At 59.5% G+C, this 21,701-nt stretch carries 24 protein-coding genes; 9 read left to right on the top strand and 15 right to left on the bottom strand.

Annotated features, from left to right (window positions below):
• Window positions 1-6 precede the first annotated feature (6 nt).
• Window positions 7-591, top strand: coding sequence for a hypothetical protein (locus ABNQ39_RS13280; protein ID WP_376958019.1), 585 nt, complete (start codon window positions 7-9; stop codon window positions 589-591).
• Window positions 592-599: 8 nt separating this feature from the next.
• Here ABNQ39_RS13280 and ABNQ39_RS13275 read toward each other — a convergent pair whose 3' ends face one another.
• Complete coding sequence (locus tag ABNQ39_RS13275) at window positions 600-767, bottom strand: hypothetical protein (RefSeq protein ID WP_376958018.1); 168 nt, start codon at window positions 765-767, stop codon at window positions 600-602.
• Between the two features lie 340 nt (window positions 768-1,107).
• Between ABNQ39_RS13275 and ABNQ39_RS13270 the strand changes: the two genes are divergently transcribed.
• The gene (locus tag ABNQ39_RS13270; RefSeq protein ID WP_376958017.1) at window positions 1,108-1,851 is read left to right on the top strand and encodes a flagellin; all 744 of its coding nucleotides are present in this window, start codon (window positions 1,108-1,110) and stop codon (window positions 1,849-1,851) included.
• A 696-nt stretch (window positions 1,852-2,547) separates the two neighbouring features.
• On the opposite strand, the gene ABNQ39_RS13265 is transcribed toward ABNQ39_RS13270, so the two are convergent.
• The 3 genes from ABNQ39_RS13265 to ABNQ39_RS13255 are packed head-to-tail and all read right to left on the bottom strand — an operon-like array spanning window position 2,548 to window position 4,344.
• Window positions 2,548-2,949: a hypothetical protein gene (locus tag ABNQ39_RS13265; protein WP_376958016.1), complete on the bottom strand. Its 402-nt coding sequence runs from the start codon at window positions 2,947-2,949 to the stop codon at window positions 2,548-2,550.
• Between the two features lie 46 nt (window positions 2,950-2,995).
• Complete coding sequence (locus ABNQ39_RS13260; protein ID WP_376958015.1) at window positions 2,996-3,391, bottom strand: hypothetical protein; 396 nt, start codon at window positions 3,389-3,391, stop codon at window positions 2,996-2,998.
• An 11-nt stretch (window positions 3,392-3,402) separates the two neighbouring features.
• Window positions 3,403-4,344, bottom strand: coding sequence for a ParA family protein (locus tag ABNQ39_RS13255; RefSeq protein ID WP_376958014.1), 942 nt, complete (start codon window positions 4,342-4,344; stop codon window positions 3,403-3,405).
• Between the two features lie 778 nt (window positions 4,345-5,122).
• Here ABNQ39_RS13255 and ABNQ39_RS13250 point away from each other — a divergent pair.
• Both ABNQ39_RS13250 and ABNQ39_RS13245 read left to right on the top strand, forming a co-directional pair.
• Complete coding sequence (locus ABNQ39_RS13250; protein WP_376958013.1) at window positions 5,123-5,287, top strand: hypothetical protein; 165 nt, start codon at window positions 5,123-5,125, stop codon at window positions 5,285-5,287.
• Between the two features lie 278 nt (window positions 5,288-5,565).
• Window positions 5,566-5,892 (top strand): MucR family transcriptional regulator, encoded by a 327-nt coding sequence (locus ABNQ39_RS13245; protein ID WP_376958012.1) that lies wholly within the window; start codon window positions 5,566-5,568, stop codon window positions 5,890-5,892.
• A gap of 31 nt (window positions 5,893-5,923) precedes the next feature.
• On the opposite strand, the gene ABNQ39_RS13240 is transcribed toward ABNQ39_RS13245, so the two are convergent.
• Complete coding sequence (locus ABNQ39_RS13240; RefSeq protein ID WP_376958011.1) at window positions 5,924-6,277, bottom strand: hypothetical protein; 354 nt, start codon at window positions 6,275-6,277, stop codon at window positions 5,924-5,926.
• A gap of 35 nt (window positions 6,278-6,312) precedes the next feature.
• On the bottom strand, window positions 6,313-6,501 hold the full coding sequence (locus tag ABNQ39_RS13235; protein WP_376958010.1) for a hypothetical protein: 189 nt from the start codon (window positions 6,499-6,501) through the stop codon (window positions 6,313-6,315).
• A 1,751-nt stretch (window positions 6,502-8,252) separates the two neighbouring features.
• Between ABNQ39_RS13235 and ABNQ39_RS13230 the strand changes: the two genes are divergently transcribed.
• On the top strand, window positions 8,253-9,038 hold the full coding sequence (locus tag ABNQ39_RS13230; protein ID WP_376958009.1) for a hypothetical protein: 786 nt from the start codon (window positions 8,253-8,255) through the stop codon (window positions 9,036-9,038).
• Between the two features lie 770 nt (window positions 9,039-9,808).
• Here the strand turns inward: ABNQ39_RS13230 and ABNQ39_RS13225 are convergent.
• The 3 genes from ABNQ39_RS13225 to ABNQ39_RS13215 form a co-directional block, all read right to left on the bottom strand.
• Window positions 9,809-10,219, bottom strand: a complete 411-nt coding sequence (locus ABNQ39_RS13225; protein ID WP_376958008.1) for a hypothetical protein — start codon at window positions 10,217-10,219, stop codon at window positions 9,809-9,811.
• Between the two features lie 560 nt (window positions 10,220-10,779).
• Window positions 10,780-11,196: a hypothetical protein gene (locus ABNQ39_RS13220; RefSeq protein WP_376958007.1), complete on the bottom strand. Its 417-nt coding sequence runs from the start codon at window positions 11,194-11,196 to the stop codon at window positions 10,780-10,782.
• Window positions 11,197-11,318: 122 nt separating this feature from the next.
• A complete protein-coding gene (locus ABNQ39_RS13215; protein WP_376958006.1) occupies window positions 11,319-11,618 on the bottom strand; it encodes a hypothetical protein in 300 nt (99 codons plus the stop codon).
• 231 nt (window positions 11,619-11,849) lie between these two features.
• On the opposite strand from ABNQ39_RS13215, the gene ABNQ39_RS13210 reads away from it, so the two are divergent.
• From ABNQ39_RS13210 to ABNQ39_RS13200, 3 genes are all read left to right on the top strand, one after another.
• Complete coding sequence (locus ABNQ39_RS13210; RefSeq protein WP_376958005.1) at window positions 11,850-12,623, top strand: hypothetical protein; 774 nt, start codon at window positions 11,850-11,852, stop codon at window positions 12,621-12,623.
• Window positions 12,624-13,002: 379 nt separating this feature from the next.
• Window positions 13,003-13,584: a recombinase family protein gene (locus ABNQ39_RS13205; RefSeq protein WP_376958004.1), complete on the top strand. Its 582-nt coding sequence runs from the start codon at window positions 13,003-13,005 to the stop codon at window positions 13,582-13,584.
• Window positions 13,585-13,807: 223 nt separating this feature from the next.
• Window positions 13,808-14,044 carry a hypothetical protein gene (locus ABNQ39_RS13200; protein WP_376958003.1) on the top strand — a complete coding sequence of 79 codons (237 nt, stop codon included), beginning with the start codon at window positions 13,808-13,810 and terminating at the stop codon, window positions 14,042-14,044.
• A 6-nt stretch (window positions 14,045-14,050) separates the two neighbouring features.
• Here ABNQ39_RS13200 and ABNQ39_RS13195 read toward each other — a convergent pair whose 3' ends face one another.
• From ABNQ39_RS13195 to trpB, 5 genes are all read right to left on the bottom strand, one after another.
• Window positions 14,051-14,560: a hypothetical protein gene (locus tag ABNQ39_RS13195; RefSeq protein WP_376958002.1), complete on the bottom strand. Its 510-nt coding sequence runs from the start codon at window positions 14,558-14,560 to the stop codon at window positions 14,051-14,053.
• Window positions 14,561-15,445: 885 nt separating this feature from the next.
• Window positions 15,446-16,804 (bottom strand): bifunctional folylpolyglutamate synthase/dihydrofolate synthase, encoded by a 1,359-nt coding sequence (locus tag ABNQ39_RS13190; RefSeq protein WP_376958001.1) that lies wholly within the window; start codon window positions 16,802-16,804, stop codon window positions 15,446-15,448.
• Between the two features lie 52 nt (window positions 16,805-16,856).
• Complete coding sequence (accD, locus tag ABNQ39_RS13185; RefSeq protein WP_376958000.1) at window positions 16,857-17,903, bottom strand: acetyl-CoA carboxylase, carboxyltransferase subunit beta; 1,047 nt, start codon at window positions 17,901-17,903, stop codon at window positions 16,857-16,859.
• Window positions 17,904-18,060: 157 nt separating this feature from the next.
• Window positions 18,061-18,909, bottom strand: a complete 849-nt coding sequence (gene trpA, locus ABNQ39_RS13180; RefSeq protein ID WP_376957999.1) for a tryptophan synthase subunit alpha — start codon at window positions 18,907-18,909, stop codon at window positions 18,061-18,063.
• Window positions 18,910-18,929: 20 nt separating this feature from the next.
• The gene (trpB, locus tag ABNQ39_RS13175; protein ID WP_376957998.1) at window positions 18,930-20,147 is read right to left on the bottom strand and encodes a tryptophan synthase subunit beta; all 1,218 of its coding nucleotides are present in this window, start codon (window positions 20,145-20,147) and stop codon (window positions 18,930-18,932) included.
• Window positions 20,148-20,374: 227 nt separating this feature from the next.
• Here trpB and ABNQ39_RS13170 point away from each other — a divergent pair, with 227 nt between their 5' ends.
• A complete protein-coding gene (locus tag ABNQ39_RS13170; RefSeq protein ID WP_376957997.1) occupies window positions 20,375-21,259 on the top strand; it encodes a response regulator in 885 nt (294 codons plus the stop codon).
• 31 nt (window positions 21,260-21,290) lie between these two features.
• Here ABNQ39_RS13170 and ABNQ39_RS13165 read toward each other — a convergent pair whose 3' ends face one another.
• Window positions 21,291-21,500, bottom strand: coding sequence for a cold-shock protein (locus ABNQ39_RS13165; protein ID WP_376957996.1), 210 nt, complete (start codon window positions 21,498-21,500; stop codon window positions 21,291-21,293).
• Window positions 21,501-21,701: the final 201 nt, after the last annotated feature.

Here is a 21,701-nt window from a genome sequence, read left to right as displayed (position 1 = left end):
GCGGTGATGCACCGGATCACGGCGACCTCGGCAGTGCTGATGGTCATGCTGGCAATCGTGCCCGGCTGCCGGCAGGCAGGGCCAGGAGTTGGGATCCGCCAGCCCTACGACGGAGCGACGCCCTACCGTGACGTTGCCATCCCATCGGGGCGAGGCGGTGACCCTCCGGCCGAGGCGACCGGCCGTACGACTTGCCCGAACGACGATGTCGTCTACGACGGCTGCCTGCGGAACCTGCACCAGCAGCCCCGCGAGTTCTGGGAGCAGTACCAGCGGGAAGCCCCGGCTCTCCGCGACGGCTTCCTGACCTGTAGCCGGCTGCGGGATGAGTTCGGCGACTGGGTCCGGTTGAAGCGGAACGAACTCCGCCGCAAGGACCGCCAGTGGAACATGGAGACCGGCTACCTGCCGCACTCGGTGGTCGATCAATCGAGCCATACGATCCAGCAGATGGCTTCGGCCTTTTCAGTGACCGAGTACACCCAGATCGTCAACGCCGGGGCTCGCCCTGAACTGTGCCGCGAGCGGGTTCTGTTTTGGAAGGCCCAGATCCTCGGGATTACGGAGAAGTTTCCGCCGCTTCAGCGGTAGGCTCGGGGTTAGCGGATTTCCTGTACGGTGTCATCGGCCATCCGGCATTGCCATGCCGTCGTCCTGCCGGTCTGCTGATCGAACACCGGCTGGCACAACGTCTGCTGCATAAGCTTCCAGCGGTGAGGAAAGTCCCGATAGGCCGGAATCGGATCGGGCCGCAGGTCAGGGGCCACGCCCCCTCCCGGCGGAGCGTCGCGACCGAATGGATCGGCGAGGTGCTGGATCTGCGGCGGACGGTACACGGGTTGCTGAGCCGCTGTCGATGTCGGCATCCCGCATCCCATGGCAATTATCAGACCGATCATCAGCCCAATGGTGTAGCCCCGCCGGGCCGATCAGCCGGGCTGGATAGGCAGCCTTTTCTCTGTTGGGAAATTCCTGCATAGCGTCCCCGAACACAAAGTTTCCTTGATATCAATCGTGGAGTGATCGCGATAATATCCTAAGTAATTCACGAATTGCATCAAGTTCACTTGTTGCATTGATGAGTCGCAGCAGCAAAGCTTTCGCCCCATGGCCGCAACCGACCTTCAGTTTCCCGCCGCTATGCGGGCGAACCTGCTGACCCTCCAGGTCACTGGGCAGAAGCTCGCGACGGCCCAGGAGCAGCTTGTGACAGGGCTGAAAGTTAACACCGCCCTCCATAGTCCGCAGGTGTTCTTCGCCGATAGGACCCTGACCCAGCGAGCCGGCGACCTCACGGTCATGAAGGACGCCATCGGGCAGGCGATCAGCACCATCCGGGCTGGTGACGCAGGCATCACCGGCATCGACAAGTTGCTCCAGCAGGCACGCGGGCTCACGACGGCAGCCTTGCGTAGCCTCGGCATTGATCCAGCATCCCTGGCGGATCGAAAGAACCTCGTGGGCCAGTTCGATACCCCGCTGGAACAGATCAACGGCGTAGCCCGCGACGGCCAATACGGAGGCAAGAACCTGCTGCTTGGCGATGGATCCCGGCTCTACGCTACTCCGGAATCCAAAGCGAAGATTCAGGAGTTGATCGGAATCCGTCGGGCTCGCGTGACCAACGTCTCGGAGCCGGACGAATACCAGATGGTGGTCACCGGCAGCGGCCGGATCACCGGTGCGGTCAGTGACATCGTAGACGCAGAGCAGAACTTGGGACTCAGCAGCGTGCGGAAAAAGTCTCGTCGGAGGTCAGGAGCCACATTATGCGGTGTTCACCTTGGCGATTGGGCCGCAATCACCTACCTCCTTTGCCTGCTTTTTTTCCGCAGCCTGTTAAGGCTCTGAGGGTCAGCGACGTTCAGAGGCCGTCGAGCGGGGACTTTAACCCCATTTCGGTCAGCATCTCCGGAGGGACGGGCACGGACAAGACCGTCACGGTGACCAGCCCCCTGACAGCTACACCCAGCGATTCCTATCCCGCGTCATCCGTCGACCTCGGGGTTGACAACAATCTTGTGTTCGACCCTGATCCCTTAACCAGGACGCTCACAACATTTAGCCGGGCAAGCCAAGCAACGGGGCCAGCCTCAAGACCGCCCTCATTGAACCGGCTAATCACTCAAACGACATGCTGGTGGCCTTCGACGCATCCCATATGGATGTGGTCACGGTCGAGAGTCAGAACCTCCAGGTCCATGGGAAGGGCCTGTAGGTCGATTGGGCCAGAATGGTGGACGGCCGGACCGACATCGAGACGCCATCCAGGGCCTCGACACGGCCGACCAGAGGCTACGGGCGGCCTCCCAGACCCTCACGACCGGGCTCAGCATCTTGACGACCCGCGAAGACTTCACGAAGGGGTTCTCGGAGGTGCTGCAGGAGGGCAACAAGCTCACCCAGGCGGATCAGAACGAGGAGGGATCGAAACTACTGACTCTGCAGATCGCCAGCAGCTTGGCCAGACGGCGTTGAGTTTCGCCAACCAGCGTCAGAAGGCAATTCTGTCGCTATTTCGGTAAAACATTCGTCTGACGAGTCTCATCATTTCCAAGATCCATTTGACCAATTGCCCGGTGAGAAACCTGGATCTCCAACCGTATAAGGTGAATTCGGTCGTCCGATAGTAGGAGAAGCTAATTCAAAGAAATAACTCAATCTGCGTTGATCAGAATATTCCATCTCGCCTTGGAAGTAACGCTCCCTCAATTGGGAAAATGCTTCTTGATCCACGGCAGGCCAGAAATGAATCATACGGTTTATCAGCATAAGCCGGTTCTTGATAGATTCGTCTTCGCTACTAGGCTTATTTAAGATGTCTGACCATTGCAAATTACTTTTTTTTATCATTTCTGAAGCTGATCTTCCTGCATTCAATACTTCTCCATCCGCGTTACTCCCCAGCATTCCTAATAATTTTGCCAGCCTATCGAGGTTTATATTCATATACTCTGCTTCCCTTTCGGCTATTATATTTTTTCGGAGTTGGTAGCTACTTCACATCCCGGGCGGCTCGAATCATAGAATCCATCTGTCCGGCTTCAATATGCCGCAGAATCAGGTTTACTAATGCATTGCGGCTTTGACGCTTTGATGTAGTTATGCCGAGGCGAGCGGCCAAACGTGTCAAATTGTTTGTTGTAAATATCTGCTCATTTTCCGAGAAAAACTGATCAATCTCGGTGAGTGACATTGCTTTGAGTTTTTCTTCTATGCCTTCTGGAAGCTCATCCACGCCAGTTGACATTTCCAATTTTGAGGACTGTTTCTTTCCTCCTTCTATTGAAGAGAGCACGCTGTCAAGCGTAGAGCTAATACTACTGTTAGGCATCGATCGCAATATTTTTGCAACAGCCTCAAGCATTTCAGCCAAATCGTGGGAATTCATCTGTATCCCTCTTACTTAATTCTGGAGACAAACTCATTGACAACGCCTTCAAGGTACTTGGCTTGCTTCTGTGCATTCGCATGAGATCTGGGAAGGTCTTTGTAGGCGAACACGGGCAGATTCATTTGAGCCGCAGTGGTAATGCCATCACCGTCAGTTACATAGTTGTCGAAAACGGCATGGATGCCTTGCTGTGCAATCGTTGACTTAAAGATTTGATTGTGTCCATCTTTGGGGCCGCCGCCATACTCGTCAACCATGTTGAAGATTATACCACCGAACTTCGTATCGGTATACGAGCCAGGAAGTCCGGCATAGGTCCACATTGACCTATAATCGTTGTTAAACTGATCCATGTACTGCTTGATGGAAGAGATTCCAACAGTGGACAGAAAGTCCGGTATGGCAGGTATTACATAGTAATCGCTTGAGAAGAATGCATTCTGGGTAACAAGATTGACGTTTGGAGGGCAATCGAGCAACACATAATCGTATTCGCCCGCTACAGCACCGATCAACTCCTTAATAATAGAAAGTTTTTCGATCTCAAATTTCGTTTCTTCCCTATGATCCTTGCCAACCCTTTTTTCTCTTGCCAGCTTCATATCCAACAATGTTAGTTCTTGGTGAGACAGAACAATGCCGATGTCCACAAAAACGTGGCCGGCACTATGATTAACCTTTTTTTGCTGGATTATGTTATGGGCGTTTGTGGAGCTTCGAGAGAAGTAATTGTCAAACACACTTTTCAATGTTTCTCCCTTTTTTGTGTAAGTGTGGTTGATGTAGTCAGTGGCACCAATAGCAAGAAATGATAAATTACATTGAGGGTCAAGATCGACCAAAAGAACTTTCTTGCTATGTTGCAGAACGAGCCCAGCTGCGAGGTGAAGAGTTAATGTTGTCTTTCCAACGCCACCTTTCCAATTGATCATGCTAACAACCTTTGGCATTGCCGTCTCCCAGGAATTAAGTTGTGTAAGTTAGAAAGTGCGGAGAAATATCACGTGGCCCATCCCTGCAGCAAGCGGGTTTGAACGCGAGTTCATAGAGTTTTCCTCGCATGGTAGTGGGGCATCGGTGTGGGGCCTCTACAAGCAACATATGCTCACCCTCACCACCCCCCTCTGCCATGTGGCTGCCTACTAAATGACACCTAACTTGACTCGCATTTGAGGAAGGGTATATCAGAACATAACAGGAACGCTTGAATGGACTGATGAGCCGTTGCGTTGCCACAGCCGCTCTCAGAGTGGCGATCCAGGCCATCGAACGCATGGGAGACCAAGTTGGTAGTCGTGCTCTGCCCATCGGCCTCTCATCTATCGACACGGATCTGCCCAATCCCGGCCTGCGAGCGGGTGTCGTTCACGAGGTCCTGAACGACGACGCGGCTTAAGTAGGGTTCGTAGCGGCGGTCCTGGTCCGACAGGAAGGTCCCGTTTTCTGGCTCTGGTCCCAGACGGCCGGTTCGTCGCTCCATACCATGGTCTCCACCAATTCGGCTTCGATTCTCGTCGGATGCCGCTAACGGCCAGCATTGGCGACCCCTTGTGGTAGTCGAGTGCAAGTATGGCGGCGTGAACACGCACAACCTGATCACGTACTCGCAGAAGGCAGCCGCCCACCGGACCCTGCATCCGTACCTGAGGTACGGCCTTGTAGTCGGCGGGTACCAGGGCAGCATCCCCGGCCGTATGCTCGCGGGCCGAGTTTGACTTCCTGGCTGTGGTGCCGGCGACCGCTGAGGAGGAGCATTTCGGGAAGCTGGCGGCCCTGCTGGCCCAGGAGGTCGGCTTCGCCCGCACCCTGTCGAACGCGACCAAGAACGGCACGTTGGGTGACGGGGGTCAGGTGATCCACCGGCCGCTGGTGACGAACTGGCCCATGTCGTAGCAGTCGGCAGGGCCAAGTTCACGGTAGCTGGCGGTGACATACCCGTATATCCTCTCACCGGTTCAACCGCTAAGATACCTCATATCCGACAATCTCCAAAACCTTCACGCCAATGTCAGGGGTCCGAACTCAGGTTAACGGGTCACACCAAATAAGCGAGCCGTGTCAGTCCCACTGCGAACCAGCATTCCTCGGGATTGTTGATCCGGCTTGATCACAGCCGAGAACGTTCACGATTCGCTCGCAAAAATTAACCTGAGTTCAGAGCCCTGGCCAATGTGGCCCGAGTGGTCTCGGCCTACCTGACCAATAACCGGGTTTCCCCCCGGCGATCTGCCCAGCTTGATCCAGACTACCGCCCTCTCCAGCCACTTCGCCAGCCGGCTTCGGTTGCCCAGGCGACGCCCGCCATAAGGCCCGCCGTGCCGATCAAGCGGTCGGTGACCCCGACGACCATCACGTGCTTGATCTGCGGTCAGGTCGGCCGAATGCTCAAGAGGCACCTTGCGTGCGAACACGGCTCGACCCCGGACGAATACCGGAAGGTATTCGGACTTCCATCCGAGTATCCCAGATCAGTACCCGCCGTGCAGGATTGGCTTTAGTAGCCTAGCATCACCTGTCTGATGCGGTGAATTAGACATACTGAATGGAGCAGTCCCGCTGGAATTCATCCCAGTCAATTCGCCCAATGATTTTTCCGAACTTCTGCTTTTCCTCTTCAAAAATTGGAAGCAGAGAGGCACTGCCCGCATTAGCTTCAACTTCAATCCCACAGCCGTCTACGTTGAACTGCACCCAATGGGTATCCGTTGGGTTCCACGGACAAGTGAGAATGTCAACGAGAAGCTCGTACGGAAGGGATTCACCGTTCATCTCGTGGTTAAATCGGTAGGACAGCTTAACCTCAGAATAGCAACAACGAGAAAACCCGGCTGCGAATGTTTGAGCCAGAAATTTCGAAGCACTGAGGCAGGCATCGATGTTCATTGGTGGCATCCTTGTATACGCATACAGAGCGAGTTTCACTGCATCAAAGATCGAGCATAGCTCGGATCGGCCATTTCCTCCGCCAGCATGGACAGGATCTGGAAGTCGAGATCAATGGCGTCGTCGTTCACGGCGAGATCCGTCACGGCGTTGAACAGCAGGCTGGAGATCCGCTCGGCAACAATCGGTGGGATGTTTTCACCGAAAATTCGGTAGGCTTTCATCTGCTTGCCTCTTTGGCTGAGTTGACGTTGGTCCTGACAGAAGCACTACAGGCTCGAAAATGCTGAAGTCAAAATTCCAGATTTGATTTTCGGGCGGCTGAATGGATCGGATTTAGAGTAACGCTCCCTAATTCGAACATTTCCGGTCCAACTTATGTGACGATGGCAAGGTTGATCATGATGGAAGTCGCGGTTCCATCCACAGGTACCCATGTTCATCAGGGAGCATCATCTCGGCTAGCTTGCGAAAGTTCATTATTTTCTCTCTCTCAACGGTTGGTGCGGTTGGGTTATTGATCCCGAGCCTACGTAGGTGGAATTGCTCAAGTCAAAATTCCCGACGATGCCGGAAGGCCGCATGGGGGGATGAGCGACAGGCTGATGACCACCGTAGAATGGTCAGGCAGCGGGCAGGCCGGCTTCGATGTGCCCGCCCTGGAGCGGCTCGGGCATGCTGACGCTTGGCAACCCATTGGATTGGGCCGCGGGGAAGCCCTGTTGCAAGGCCGAGCACTGGGTATCGAACCCTTGCCGCTATTCATAGCAGCCAACGCCAGAGCCCAGCCGGGGACAACCGCGGACCGGTCGAGCGGGGGACGAACCCGACTTGGACCTGCTGGCGACGCGACTACTCAGCAGCATCTGGAGCAGCCACCGGGCGAGGTACGCTGGATCGCTCGGGTAATTTCCTTGCTCTGCTCCAGGTCGTTCTGCCTCGCCCCGAAGGCCGCCGGGCCAAGCGGGTCTGGCCGGAGGTTTTCGCCCTCGGGGGCTTGCTGACAATGGTATGGCGGCCCCGGCTCGACTTGTCGGAAACCGGCCAGGAAACGATCTGGATAGCGGTCACGGCTGACATTGACCTAACGCCCGGCCAGGGGTCGGCCCTGCCATCGCCCCAGGCACCCCTCGCCGAGCCCAGCCGGCGGGGGTCGGCTGCTCGGGAAGCATGCCCCGCTTAATCTGCGAGACCGTCGTCGGGGCTAGTGCCGGTCTGCCGAGTGACCGCTCGGACGCCCGTGTTCGCGGCTAGGGACTCTTGGACGTGCCGGACCAGATTCGCCTCCATCGGCGGCCAGCCGATTCGTGTAGCTTTCGCCCGAGCGGCACACGACACATCGCATCCGTACCCGGATTGGAGCCTGTTCATGCATTCGGAGGTCGTAGCCGAGACTAATCGCGACGGCCTCCCAGACCTTCTCCGGCGTGCTTCAGGGCCAGATGGATCGCCATCGTCTCGGCCTCGGCTCTACAGATCGCTTTCGGGTGGTTATAGGGATAATGACGGGCTGACCAACGATTCTCATCGCCTAATCGAAATCTGAGGCAACGTGGGCGTCCGGGGCCTCGACGCCGATGGCGGAGAGCGATTCCTAGCGATTCATGCCGTCCTGAACGGGTGGGACGGCCGTCTGGAACTCTACCGATATATACTGGGACGCCGCCGGGGCGGTCATCGCCAAAGAGGCCATTACGACCGCCACCGAGATCACTTGGAACCGCTCCGGTCATTCGGGCCAGGAGTACCCGCATGTGTTTGTCCTGACTTTCGACCCCATCGAGTGGCACCCCTTCCGCTCCATCTTCGAGCCAACTACTGGCAAGTCGTCACCCGACCCCGCGTCAGCAAGGATGACAAGGAATCTGTGGACCCTGTATGGGGTGTGCCGCGACGCGGCCTTTTCGCTTGAAATTGAGCGGCCTCCCAAATACTCGTATTCACAATAAGGTACCACCCCATAGAGGAGAGAAGCGTGTCCATTTTTGATGATTTATTAACCTTAAAAGGGCTGATCACAATCTCGGTTGGTACCCTAATTTCGATCCGAACTGCTAGGGTAAGCATTTCATCGACCAGGATAACTGGCAGCGTGATTGTCAACGGAAACGGAAATTTTGTAGTTAATTATAATAATTCACTTGATCACGAACGAGATAGTTATGACGCATACTGGAAAATTGCTGGCGTTTTATTCATTGCAGCCTACATATATCTAGGAGAATTTGTTAACGGCATTATCGGCCCAATTTCTGTATTTGGACCGGTGCTCGCAGTATTTGGAGCTTGGCTGATGCTCAAAAGGCTGTCATGGGCAGGGTTACAGGGGACATTCTTCGTTATTCCAGCCGTAATAGCTGTGCATTTTGTTGATGCTTCCGCTCCATATCTTCCGGTGACGGCCAAGCTGGCATCAGGGATACCAGACGGTATCGTCCAAGGCTTTCGCACCATTGGAACACATCCAACCTACTTTGGAGGAGTTTTGCCATACCTGAAGTCCATCGGGCAAATCTTGGAACCAGTCTTTTATGGAATGATTCGGGTTCTTGGTATTACGACTCTACTTTTCTCATCACTTCATGCTGGACTATGCTTCCTGGAACACCGTAATCCGAATAACGCACTAAGTGTGACAGTATCTCATACGGTTGTAGCATTGATAGGATTCTACTTAGCGGTCGGGTTCTACGAAGCGGCGATGTACGGCGATCTCCAGTACCTTATCGATGTGACGAAGAGAGCATTTCCATTTTTCTGACAGCAAGATTAGCTCGACCAGCCGAGTGGAAGCTCCGTGAGATAAATGGTTTTAGTACAGCCTGCGACTCTCCAATCTTCTCTAGGTGAATTTGGAGGAATTCCACTACCCACAGCTTAACCATCAGAAGGTCAGCGTCGGGCAGAACAACAGATCGCAGGGGGCGGATAGCTGACGAGATGGTTTATCTCAATCTTATGGCATCCGGAGAGATTGCTTCCGCCCCCCAGTACTGCTCTTGGTCTTCGCCCTTTCGATGCCATCTCGCGTAGACAACGGAGTCCCACCGCATCGCAAACTCGCTGGCAGTTCGCTTAACAGGCATCTGATCCGTGAGATTGTCAATTTATGAGATCAAGACGTTGACCCTGATCACATTCGCAGCGGGCCAAACAGCCGATGCAGCTTGGGTCACATGCGTTCAAATCAGTGAGCAGATATCGGTCTGCTGGTCGGGGGGACCTGTGGCATCATGTTTACATGATCACCAATTAGGGCGGGTTTCGCTGGTGTCCCGTTCCGTGGAACTTGTCCAGTGGCAATCAAGAGACCTTTGTCAATCCGGCCTGCGGCTTCTTGGGACATGTCGGAAACTTCAGTGAAGTTGGCGGCAAAATCGTAGCTTCGACCGGATGACCTGATCGTGATGAGTAAAAGGCCCATTTCCACAGCCGAAGAGATTCGGCAATCTCAGTGCCCGTCACAGGTAAATAAAACGTTATGAATGCAGTCGACAATATGCCAACCCTCTTTTATAATGGCCCTCTATCTTAATCAGTAACGATCCTATGGAAATTTGTGTTGCTTCGATACGTCTTGATGTGTTCGACCTTGCAGGTTCTCAGGTAATGCCTCCAGTCGATATACTTGATTATTTTCTCGAAATGCTCTTTACTCCCCTTCCCACTTCCGTACTCCTCTACTTCATCGTCACAGACACAAAAGCTCATGCCATGGGTCTCCCTGACGCTGTCAATGCAGTATTCCACAATACAGCGGCCACCATCCCCCAGATCCAGTGGCGTGATCCTCACGTTAAGCCCACGAAAGACCTCTTCGCTCCCATTCACGAACTGGTACAAATTCTTGAGCACGATCTCCGATTCTACATCGAGCAAGAAGGTGCTCATATACTGATCTGCGAGAGATTTTGCAGAATAGGCACACTCGAAGATATTCATCGGCTTTCTCCTCTCTTCGTTTGTCTAGACGTTGCTTCCTGTTAACTCGATCTTTCGCCACACCTTAGCTGTAAGTAGTGCCGTATGGTTCCGCTCAATAGGTGGCGTAGGCTATCGCGATGACCTTGTTGAATACGTCCGCGGTAATCAAGGTTATCCAAGTCATATCAACGACGACCTGAACCAGTCGCAGTTACTTCAAAATGCGGCCTGCCTACAGGATGCTGGAGTGCTGGGTATTCATGTCCCTGGGATCGACGTTCAGCGTATGAACCGGCGAGATCAGCGGGGCATTCCCCAGCAGGACGGCACAAGGCCGGCCATTCTTAATCCCGCAAGTCTCGGGTGGCGATGCCGCGAGTACGACCATACCGAGCGACGCCAGGGCGTTTGAAAGCTTGGGCAGTGCTCTGGGATCCGGAACCCCATAGATTAAAGACTGGGCCCGCAGCCCCCTTCTTTACGTGAACTCCGTCGCCATGCACATCCTGACGCGGCTCTGGGCAGCATCCGCCAAGCTCCACCACTGGAGACCCTGAGGGGGGCGGCGACCTGGATAACTACTGCCGCCCTGACGATATGACCGGCTGTTCCATCTTTGATGCGGATTTGGACACCGACCGAATGATGGCGGGCTTCTTACAACCCGCTACGCCACAAATTGCCAAGAAGGCTTCCCAGTCGTATCGAGCTGACGAATCTTTAAAATCGAGTTGTTCTTTGATGATGTTAAAACCGTCTTCCGTTGTTATCGCAGCAGCAGAGCCAACACCGTTGGTCATGTCATCAATGGCCATGAAGGTCACCTCAAGCTGCCCCGGCATGGCCTTGCTCCTGCTTATGCAGCCGCTCATGGATATATTTCTGGATCCAGCTTCCATATCGAAAACAAGATAATCGAAAACTCCGTAATCAATCAAATATCGGAACCGCTTGACCATTTCATCTGCCGCATAAAGCCAAGTTTTGCTTAACATAGTGTACCCTATCTCGTCTTTTGGAGAGGCACTCTCGCACGGAGGTCTGATGAGAGTGCCTCTTACGGCCGAATGTCAAAAAGTGATTCTTGAAATTCAGCTAGTTTTTATTGTTCTGCTCCCTAATTACCTGCATTGAACAGGCACTGAATGAGCTTTCCCACCGCATCCTGGATGGCGTATTTGGCCGGATTGGGCAGGCCACACCCGGTTCCCCGATTTGCAGCAGCCATCAGGACTTTGGTCGCCACCGGATTGAACTGAATGGTCAGTTGGCCGTCGGCGATAACAACCATACCATCGCCGTAAGGGAGACCCATTGTTCCACCGGTAATATAACCGTCGTTGATCTCACCAACGAAAATGTGGTCAACAATTTCTTCGTCTGTCATTCCAGACGCAATCATCTGCATTTCGTTCACGTTGCTTAATCCTTTTGCTTTTGACCGGTATTTTTGCCGATCAATGTGGGACAGTGCTGAACTCCTTCGCGGTCACCCGAACCTTATCTTGGGCCGGTCTGCCGCTTGGTTCGGAAGTGATGATCTCGCAGGCTCAACCAAAATGGCATACCTTGCCTTCAATAAATTTTTCCTTGGAAATACAGTAAGATAAGTACATAAAATCCATCAATTTTATGCGGAGGATCTGCAATGGCTCGCAGGCCAATTATTCATACCCTGGTTGTGGGCTATATCCGTAGCGGCTCGACCATCAAGAGCAGCATCCTCAGTGATGAACAGGAGGAGCTAATTTGCGAGTGGTCAAGAGAGCAAAAAGCAAAGGTCCTGGGAATCTATGCAGATGCTCAATTCGATCAGTACGGAATCAAGATTAGTCTTCCATCCCTGGAGCAAGCTCTCGAATGCTGCGAGAAAACAGGGGCAACATTCGTTTACGTGACCCTTGGTCAAAAACGAAAAAGTGCTATCCTTAACAGACTGATAGATGAAAAGTCCCGTGGCGGGGCTGCGTTTAAGGTTGTTTCAATATCACAGAATTTCTCTTATGCGGTGAAGAAGAAATTCATATCTGCAAGGCCAAGAATATTCATTGCAGAAAATGGCAAAAAAATAGTGCGTTTGCCACCGGATACTCCTGACGCTGGAAGCCCCCTCTCTTCGTGGGTGAGGGAACGGAAAATGTCGTCTAAGCGTTACAAGAATTTTGTTCATTTTCTGAAAAATCATCTTGAAACAAAGATAGAAGCATACATGCAAATCGGCTTAACTGATAGGGAGATAGCCGATGAATTAACAAAAATGGGCGTTCGATCAGCTTATGGAAAAATTTGGACAAAGCAAAACATTCAAAAACTAAGAGAGGCTATTAAATCTGAGTCGTTCAAGGAGTTCAAGGACGTTTGGAATATGCAAAAGGATATTGAAGAATGCTGGCTGAATGAAAGCGACAATACCGATCTGTAGAATTTCTTTGAATATGTAACCTAAGCAAGCAGGACGTTACGGCCGTGGGCGTCGCTATAATTTGCGATGACCACATCCTAGTACAGGTCGACTATGCTGCACGGGAGATCATGGAGTGGCTCCGCAACGAATGGACCTGACTTCAACTCCATTAAAGCATTGCCCATTTGCCTACCCAGTCCTCCAGTCCTCCTTTCGGCGGCTGTTTCGAACCCCCTTCCGGAATCGGTCCCCCAATCCCGTTGGGAATGCTGGTTACAACCGCCCTCTACGGCCCCATTCGGGAATCATCAGCACCGGAATATCCAGTGTTCAGCAATGAGTGCCACCGGGGCCGGATTTGACAGTTTTGGAACCCATGGTTCACTGAGGCCTTGAGTTGTCAGGAACCGAGGACGCCATGCTGGTCGGCTATGCCCGCACATCTACCCATGATCAGGTCGCCGGCTACGAGGACCAGATCGACTGCCTGAAGCGGCTCGCCGTCGAGAAGGTCTTCGGCGAGCAGGCATCGGCCATGGGAGAACGGCCCCAGCTTGAGGCGTACCTGGATTTCCTGCGGGAGGGCGATACCCTGATCGTCACCCGCCTGGACCGGCTGTGCAGGTCGACCGCTCACTTCTGCGAGGTGTTCGACCGGCTGGAGCGGAAGGGGGCGGCGATCCGCGTCCTCGATTTGGGCATCGACACCAGCAGCCCCACCGGCAGGATGATCGCCGAAATCGTCGTGGCGGTGGCGACGTTCGAGCGACGGCTCCTGCTGGAGCGGCAGAGGGTCGGCATCGCCGCAGCCAAGGCCCAGGGCAAGTACCAGGGCCGAGCCCCCACGGCCCGGCGGCGATTCCCCGAGGTGCTCGAATTCCGCCGGGCCGGCGTGCTGCCGGCTGAGATCGCCACCCGGCTCGAGATCAGTCGGTCCAGCGTCTTCCGAGCCCTGCGGGAGGCGAAGGCATCCGCCTGATCCACCACGCCGTTCCCGCGGCAGGTCCGTGAGGAGCCTCAGGCCGCGAGGCAAGTTCCGGGCAGATGCCTTTTCATCGCGATGCCGACGCCGATGCGGAGCGGCATGGCCACGGCGATGCAGGCCGTCCTGGACGGGCGGGACGGCCGCCGGGAACCCGGTCGGTAAATACCCGGAGCCCGTCACGGGGCCGCCCGCCAACCAGCCAATCAGAGGTTCCGCCATGAAGGCCAGCGAGGTCTATTTCAACCGCAGCCACCGATCCCTCCAGCCCCACGACCATGTCGCCGTCCTAGTTCTGGATGGCCCGAACTGGGTCCGCTTTCGCTCCTTCTTCGAACCGGCAGACCAAGGCGTCACCATCCTAGACGCCCGTCTGGACGGCCCTGACCGCATCGTGGTGCAGGCCGGCTGCACCTCCGAGGAGGTTCTGGACCAGTTGCATACCGCCTGGGCCTGATTGGCCTCAGGTCACCCCGGTGATGGTCGCCCTGCGGCGGACGCTGTCGATGATCGCCTGGACCTCCGGGCTCTCGGCGGCTTCGCGGGCCTGCTGCCGTTCCGCCATGATCGTGTTGGCCTTCCAGGTGATGTAGCCCGCCGACACCAGCCGACGGAGCTTCGGGTTGTTCGGGTCTCGCTGGAACTGCCGGAAGCCCTCCTGGAAGATCTGCCGGCGAAGCCGCTGAAGCTCGCGGGCCTCGTCGGTCAGCACGATCATGTGCTCCGGGCAGATGCAGGTCCTTTGCCTGCACGTCATCCGGATCTGGGGGCGGCTGGTGTGTTTCGACGGCGGCGGCTCCCCGAAAGCCTCCCGGTACATCAACGGCCGGAGCAGTTCCTTCCGGCCCTCGATCTTCAAGGCCGGGTAGCCGCTGCTGCTCATCGGCCCGGTCCAGAGCCAGCAGCACGTCTCGGCGTCGTATTCGACATGTTCGACGATCCGGTCCTCGACCGGTTGGGCTGGCTTCGACATCGGCGTCTCCGGTTGGGCTCCGCCTCCACTGGTACCAGCCCGGCCTGGGCTGGGGCAAAATTCAACGGCGGCACCCGATCCTGGCCCGGCTTTTCATCGGCCTCGGCCAGACCGGCGTCGGCTTCAAGGTTCGGCATGGCCCCGATCCGCCCCAAGCCGGGGCGAAACCGCAACCGGGCTGGACGGCCGGCCAGGGTCGAAACCGGCCCATACCTCCCGTCTCATCCTTGCGAAGCAGACCGCGGAGCGACGCGGGCTCGGGCGAGCATCGCGAGCCCGAACCCAGTCGCTCCGCACGGCGGCGGCTCGCCGCCGCCGATCAAGCCAACCGAAGGCTTGTGCAAGGCCCCGGCGGCTCCGCCGCAGCAAACCCGCAGCCGGCCGGTCGCGGATTACAACGGACTTTGTCCGGGAGGGTGACGGGCAATAAGGGAGTCGGCCAAGCCTTATCTCTCTCAGAGAGATAAGGTTTTGCCCCCTTATCCCCGCACGCTGTCGGGCAACGTTCGCTTGTCTGGCTCGATTCTGCCCCTGCCCGACGTGCCCTCCGCAGCGGCGTCCCGGCCGCTTGAGGGGCCGATCCAGACGGCTCTGGAACATTGGCGGACGTGACCGTTTCCGGTCGAATTCAGCTACGTCTCGACGCCGCGTAGGCAGTGCCGGACAATGTCGCCATCCCGACCAGCGGATCGCCCCCTCATGACCCTCCTCGGCTCCACCATTTTCCCCTTCCCTGGAAGGGTGAGACAAGTCGGTAGAAGGTCAGCGGGCGTTGCCGGGAACGGCATCTGGCCCGCTTTTTCGTTTTGGGCCTTGCGCAGCCAGCAGACGTTGCCGACGGACCCGATGGCCCGCCGGCATCCATGATTGGAAAACTCGAAAGGCTCACCCGTTCTCCGCCAGCACCGTCCCGGCAAGGTAGAGCGAGCCGCAGATCAGCACGCGCGCCGGGCTCTGCCGGCCGGCCACCAGATCGGCAAGGGCGGAGTCCACCCCGTCGGCGGCGGCGTGGTCGCGGATGCCGCAGAGATTGGCGGTCTCGCAGGATTCCTCGGCGGTGAAGCTGGCTTCCTCGCCAGGGATCGCCACCGCGCGCAGGGAATGGGTGAAGGGAGCCAGGGGCCCCAGGAACTCGAACGGATCCTTGCTGGACAGCATGCCGTAGATCAGCAGCAGCGGCAGAGGAGAGCCGCCATCCGATCCCTCATCCGCTTGCCCGCGCGACCAGTCGACCGCCTGGCGGGCCAGAACCTCGCCTGCCGAATCGTTGTGGCCGCCGTCCAGCCACAGCTCCCAGCCCGCGGGCAGGCTTTCGGCCAGCGGGCCGCGGGTCAGCCGTTGCAGGCGGGCCGGCCATTCGACGCCGGCAAGGCCGCGGCGCACCGCCTCGTCGTCAACCGCCAGCGGCAGATGGTCGAGGCAGGCGATGGCGACGCCGGCATTGGTGATCTGGTGGGCACCGGCCAGTCCGGGCATCGGCAGGTCGATCCGGCGCCTAGCGCTCTCGAAGCGGAAGCCGTCCGGACGCTCTTCCACCGACCAGTTCTGGATCGGCGCGGCGATGGCGTTGGCGCGCAGGTTCAAGGCCTTCAGCGCGTCGGCTTCCGGCTGCGGCGCCAGGACCACCGGGACGCCGGGCTTGAAGATGCCGGCCTTCTCGCTGGCGATCTCCAGCAGCGAGTCGCCGAGGAACTGGCGGTGGTCGTAGGAGATGCGGGTGATCGCCGTCACCGCCGGCCTGTCCACCACATTGGTGGCGTCCAGCCGGCCGCCCAGCCCGGTTTCCAGCAGCACGACGTCGGCCGGCACGCGGGAGAAGGCGAGGAAGGCGGCAACCGTCGTCACCTCGAAGAAAGTGATCGGGTTGCCGGCGTTGGCGACCTCGCACTCCTCCAGCAGGGCGGCCAGATGATCGTCGTCGATCAGGCGTCCGGCAAGGCGGATGCGCTCGTGGAAGCGGACGAGATGCGGCGAGGTGTAGACATGGACGCGATGGCCGGCCGCCTCCAGCATCGCGCGCAGGAAGGCGACCGTCGATCCCTTGCCGTTGGTGCCGGCGACATGGACCACCGGCGGCAGCTTCCGCTCCGGATGGTCCAGCGCCGCCAGCAGACGGTGCACCCGGTCCAGCGACAGGTCGATGATCTTGGGGTGAAGCCCCTTCAACCGATCCAGAACCGGGTCGGAACGGGTCGCCGCCAGCCTTGCGGACGGGTTGGCCAGCGGGGTCGGGGCGTCGCTCATGATCGTCTCTGGTCGGATGGTCGCAGGAGTGCTGCCGCTGGGGTATGGCCGGTCAGTCGTCGCCGGCCTGGACCGGCTCCGCCGTGGAGGCCGGCTGGGCCGCGGTCGCCTGGGTGACAGGCGGCAGACCCGGCTGCGGCGTGCCCGGCTGGGCCACCGCCGCCTGAGGCAGCTGGGCCGGTTCGCCACCAGCGCCCTGGGCAACACCCTGGGCGGCGGTCAGGTCGAGATCCTCGACCACCGCGTCGATGCGCGGCGTCATCAGCAGGCCGATGGTGCGGACCAGTGTCGGGCGCAGGTCGCGGCGGTGGACGACCATGTCGACCATGCCGTGCTCCAGCAGATATTCGGACCGCTGGAAGCCTTCCGGCAGGGTTTCGCGGATCGTGCTCTCGATCACGCGGGCACCGGCGAAGCCGATCTGCGCGCCCTTCTCGGCGATGTGGATGTCGCCCAGCATGGCGAAGCTGGCGGTGACGCCGCCGGTGGTCGGGTCGGTCAGCACCACGATGTAGGGCAGGCCGGCTTCCTTGACCATCTCCACCGCGATGGTGGTGCGCGGCATCTGCATCAGCGACAGGATGCCTTCCTGCATGCGGGCGCCGCCCGAGGCCGGAACGACGATCAGCGGGGCGTTCTTCGCCACCGCCAGACGGGCGGCGGTCAGCAGCCCTTCGCCGACGGCGATGCCCATCGACCCGCCCATGAAGCCGAAGTCGAAGGCGGCGACCACGGCGGCATGGCCGCCGATGCGGCCCTCGCCGACGACGATGGCGTCGGTGCGGCCGGTCTTGGTCTGGGCCTCCTTCAGGCGGTCGGTGTAGCGCTTCTGATCGCGGAACTTCAGCGGGTCGGCGACCGACTTCGGCAGCTCGACGCCCTCATAGGCGCCGTCGTCGAACATCGTCTCCAGCCGCTTGACCGGGCCGAGCCGCATGTGGAAGCCGCAATGCTGGCAGACATGGAGATTGTCCTCCAGCTCGCGGTGGAACAGCATCGACTCGCAGCTCGGGCACTTGTGCCAGAGGTTGTCGGGCACTTCCTTCCGGGCATAGAGCGCGCGGATCTTGGGACGGACGTAGTTGGTAAGCCAGTTCATGGAACGCCTTTCAACGACATGGCGGTACGCCGAAGCCCGGCGGCGGCCGGACATCGGGTCCGTGCCGCACCGGGCTCTTCAGCCGGTCGTCGCGCCATGAGCGATCGTGTTGCAGGTGTCGTAAAGCGGTTTGCCGTCGTTGTAAACCGTCCGTCCCTCACCCCCGCGCCGCGCGCACGCCCTTGGCCAGTTCGCCGACGAAGCCCAGGACATCCTCGACCGTGCCCGACTTGACGCCGCCGGACGCGTCGAGCCCGTCGGCCAGACGGGTGACGATGGCGGAGCCGACCACGGCGGCGTCGGCGACGCGGGCGACCTCGGCGGCCTGATCCGGCGTCTTGATGCCGAAGCCGACGGCGATCGGCAGGTCGGTGTGGCGCTTCAGCCGGGCGACCGCCGCGTCGATGGCGGTGTTGGACGCGCTGGCGGTGCCGGTGATGCCGGCGATCGACACGTAATAGACGAAGCCCGAGGTGTTGCGCATCACGGCGGGCATGCGCGCCTCGTCGGTGGTCGGCGTCGTCAGGCGGACGAAGCTGACGCCGGCCTTCACCGCCGGCAGGCACAGCTCCTCGTCCTCTTCCGGCGGCAGGTCGACGACGATCAGCCCGTCGACCCCGGCCTCGCGCGCGGCGGCCAGGAAGGGCTCCACCCCATAGGCATGGATCGGGTTGAAATAGCCCATCAGGATGATCGGGGTGTCGGCATCCAGCTTGCGGAAGCCGCGGACCATCTCCAGCGTCCTGCGCACCGTCATCCCGGCCTTCAGCGCGCGCAGCGAGGAGGCCTGGATCGCCGGGCCGTCGGCCATCGGGTCGGTGAAGGGCATGCCCAGCTCGATCAGGTCGGCGCCGGCGGCCGGCAGGCCGTTCAGCACTGCCTGCGACACGGCCGGATCGGGATCGCCGGCGGTGATGAAGGTGACCAGACCGGCGCGGCCCTCCGCCTTCAGCGCATTGAACCGGCGGGCGATGCGGCCGTCGGCCAGGACGTCCACGCTCTTCATGACGGCACTCTCCACGGCGCTCACAGTTCCACTCCCAGATGCTTGGCGACGGAGAAGATGTCCTTGTCGCCGCGGCCCGACAGGCACAGCACCATCAGGTGGTCCTTGGGCAGGGTCGGCGCGCGCTTGATCACCTCGGCAAGGCCGTGGGCGGATTCCAGCGCCGGGATGATGCCCTCGGTGCGGGCGCAGATCTGGAAGGCGTCCAGCGCCTCCTGGTCGGTGGCATAGGCGTATTCGACGCGCCCCACGTCATGCAGCCAGCTGTGCTCCGGCCCGATGCCGGGATAGTCGAGGCCGGCGGAGATCGAGTGGCCTTCCAGGATCTGGCCGTCCTCGTCCTGCAGCAGATAGGTGCGGTTGCCGTGCAGCACGCCGGGACGCCCGCCGTTGATCGAGGCGGCATGGTCGAGCGGCCCCTTCTCGATGCCGCGGCCGGCGGCCTCGACGCCGATCATCTGCACCGTAGGCTCGTCGAGGAACGGATGGAACAGGCCGATGGCGTTGGAGCCGCCGCCGACGCAGGCGACCAGGCTGTCGGGCAGGCGGCCTTCCAGTTCCTGCATCTGGGTGCGCACCTCGTCGCCGATCACCGACTGGAAGTCGCGGACCATGGCGGGATAGGGGTGCGGGCCGGCGGCGGTGCCGATGATGTAGAAGGTGTCGGAGACGTTGGTGACCCAGTCGCGCAGCGCCTCGTTCATCGCGTCCTTCAGCGTGCCGCTGCCGGACGTCACCGGGCGGACTTCGGCGCCCAGCAGCTTCATGCGGAAGACGTTGGGCTGCTGGCGGGCGATGTCGGTCTCGCCCATGTAGATGACGCAGGGCATGTTGTAGAGCGCGCAGACCGTCGCGGTCGCCACGCCATGCTGGCCGGCGCCCGTCTCGGCGATGATGCGGGTCTTGCCCATGCGCCGGGCCAGCAGGATCTGGCCGATGCAGTTGTTGATCTTGTGCGCGCCGGTGTGGTTCAGCTCTTCGCGCTTGAAGTAGATCTTGGCGCCGCCCAGCTGCTCGGTCAGGCGTTCCGCGTAATAGAGCGGGTTGGGCCGGCCGACATACTGCTTCAGCTGCTGGCGCATCTCCCCTTCGAAGGCGGGATCGGCGCGCGCCTCGCGATAGGCCTTCTCGACTTCCAGGATCAGGGGCATCAGCGTCTCGGCGACGAAGCGGCCGCCAAAGATTCCGAAATGCCCGCGCTCGTCGGGACCGGAGCGGTAGGTGTTCAGTTTGGTCATCGTCTGCGGCACTGCCTGAAGTCGAAGGGAAGCTGTTTGTCAGGTGGGCGGCATCGGGTCCGGACACCGGCCAAGCGCGACACCATACCGGCGGGACGCGCCGATTTGAAGCGCCGGACGGCGGGACTCCGTGAATACCACCCGTCCGCATACATGGAGCGGGGCTTTGCAGCGGCAAGGCCGCGCCCTATACACTGGCGCCTTCTTCATTGCGGAGCATGCTTGCGATGACTGAGCGGACGCCGCCGTCGCTTCTCCCCACGGACGGTCAGCCGGCGCCATGCCGGATTCTGGTGGTGGAGGACAGTCCGCTGAACCAGATGCTGGTCACCGCCATCCTGGCGCAGGCCGGGCACCGCGCCGACACCGCCAACAACGGGCTGGAGGCGGTGATGGCGGCGCAGGCCGGCGGCTACGACCTGATCCTGATGGACCTGTCGATGCCGGAAATGGACGGGCTGACCGCCACCCGCCTGCTGCGCGACCTCCCGGGGCCGGCCGGCCGGGTGCCGGTGGTGGCCATGACCGCCGACACCGACGAGGCCGACCGCGTCCGCTGCCGGCACGCCGGCATGAACGACCATGTCGCCAAGCCGGTCGACCGGGTGCTGCTGCTGGAGACGGTGGAGAAATGGTTGCGGGCCTCGGCGGTGCAGGCATCGGCGGCCCCGGACATGCCGGCCGGCTTCGGCCTCTGCGCGTCGGCCGCGCCGGCGGCGGCGGGGGAGGTGCTGGACTGCGAGGTGCTGGCCCAGCTGGCGCAGGATCTGGATGCGGATCTGCTGACCGACGTGCTGCGGCAGTTCGTGGAGGAGACCCGCGAACGGGTGGCGCGCATCGCCGGGGAAACCGACCGCGCCGTCCTGATGCGCGAGGCGCACACGCTGAAAAGCACCGCCGGGACCTTCGGCGCCACCGCCCTGTGCAGCGCCGCCCGCGCGCTGGAGATGGCGTGCCGGGCATCCCTGGCGGAGCGGGAGGAGGCCGGAAAAGCGGATGGGGACGGGGAAGCGGACGGGTCGGCGGACACGGTGGAAAGGCTGTGCGGCGATATTCCCCGGCTGGCCGGGGATGCCATCGCGGCCTACCGCGCCGCCGGGTATCCGGTCTGACTGTATCCGGTCCGACTTTAGCGCGGGCCCGTCACTCGACGACGCTGATGTTCACGGCGGAGTCCTTGCCGTTGTCGCCGCGTTCCACCTCGAATTGGACACGCTGGCCCTCCGACAGGGCATGCAGGCCGGAGCGCTGAACCGCGGTGATGTGCACGAACACGTCCTTCGAACCGGCTTCCGGCGCGATGAAGCCGTACCCCTTGGTGGTGTTGAACCATTTTACGGTGCCGTTGGTCATGGGCCTCCCCCTTAGTCACTGCAAGACAAGTCTTTGGCAAAACGACTGGGTCCAAGATCGCCGGCATCGGCCGCGCCGTGAGGCCTGCCGGGCAAGCGGAACCAAGACATTGTGCGGGGAGGCTAGCCGCATGCTGTGGTTGCGGGCAATTCCATCTCACGGCATAGGACTAACGACGGCCAAGTCCGGAGTGGAATTACG

Source organism: Azospirillum sp. A26 (assembly GCF_042604635.1).
GTDB classification, from domain to species: Bacteria; Pseudomonadota; Alphaproteobacteria; order Azospirillales; family Azospirillaceae; genus Azospirillum; species Azospirillum palustre.
The sequence above is the reverse complement of the archived record's forward strand: the minus strand, read 5'-3'. Positions and strand labels throughout refer to the sequence as shown.

Coding starts and splice junctions, on each gene's coding strand:
- ABNQ39_RS13200 (WP_376958003.1), top strand. CDS start 13,808: ATGAAGGCCAGCGAGGTCTATTTCAACCGCAGCCACCGATCCCTCCAG.
- accD (WP_376958000.1), bottom strand. CDS start 17,903: ATGAACTGGCTTACCAACTACGTCCGTCCCAAGATCCGCGCGCTCTAT.
- ABNQ39_RS13255 (WP_376958014.1), bottom strand. CDS start 4,344: ATGCCAAAGGTTGTTAGCATGATCAATTGGAAAGGTGGCGTTGGAAAG.
- ABNQ39_RS13240 (WP_376958011.1), bottom strand. CDS start 6,277: ATGAACATCGATGCCTGCCTCAGTGCTTCGAAATTTCTGGCTCAAACA.
- trpA (WP_376957999.1), bottom strand. CDS start 18,909: ATGAAGAGCGTGGACGTCCTGGCCGACGGCCGCATCGCCCGCCGGTTC.
- ABNQ39_RS13190 (WP_376958001.1), bottom strand. CDS start 16,804: ATGAGCGACGCCCCGACCCCGCTGGCCAACCCGTCCGCAAGGCTGGCG.
- ABNQ39_RS13210 (WP_376958005.1), top strand. CDS start 11,850: ATGGCTCGCAGGCCAATTATTCATACCCTGGTTGTGGGCTATATCCGT.
- ABNQ39_RS13265 (WP_376958016.1), bottom strand. CDS start 2,949: ATGAATATAAACCTCGATAGGCTGGCAAAATTATTAGGAATGCTGGGG.
- ABNQ39_RS13195 (WP_376958002.1), bottom strand. CDS start 14,560: ATGTCGAAGCCAGCCCAACCGGTCGAGGACCGGATCGTCGAACATGTC.
- trpB (WP_376957998.1), bottom strand. CDS start 20,147: ATGACCAAACTGAACACCTACCGCTCCGGTCCCGACGAGCGCGGGCAT.
- ABNQ39_RS13280 (WP_376958019.1), top strand. CDS start 7: ATGCACCGGATCACGGCGACCTCGGCAGTGCTGATGGTCATGCTGGCA.
- ABNQ39_RS13260 (WP_376958015.1), bottom strand. CDS start 3,391: ATGAATTCCCACGATTTGGCTGAAATGCTTGAGGCTGTTGCAAAAATA.
- ABNQ39_RS13220 (WP_376958007.1), bottom strand. CDS start 11,196: ATGTTAAGCAAAACTTGGCTTTATGCGGCAGATGAAATGGTCAAGCGG.
- ABNQ39_RS13270 (WP_376958017.1), top strand. CDS start 1,108: ATGGCCGCAACCGACCTTCAGTTTCCCGCCGCTATGCGGGCGAACCTG.
- ABNQ39_RS13235 (WP_376958010.1), bottom strand. CDS start 6,501: ATGAAAGCCTACCGAATTTTCGGTGAAAACATCCCACCGATTGTTGCC.
- ABNQ39_RS13225 (WP_376958008.1), bottom strand. CDS start 10,219: ATGAATATCTTCGAGTGTGCCTATTCTGCAAAATCTCTCGCAGATCAG.
- ABNQ39_RS13165 (WP_376957996.1), bottom strand. CDS start 21,500: ATGACCAACGGCACCGTAAAATGGTTCAACACCACCAAGGGGTACGGC.
- ABNQ39_RS13170 (WP_376957997.1), top strand. CDS start 20,375: ATGACTGAGCGGACGCCGCCGTCGCTTCTCCCCACGGACGGTCAGCCG.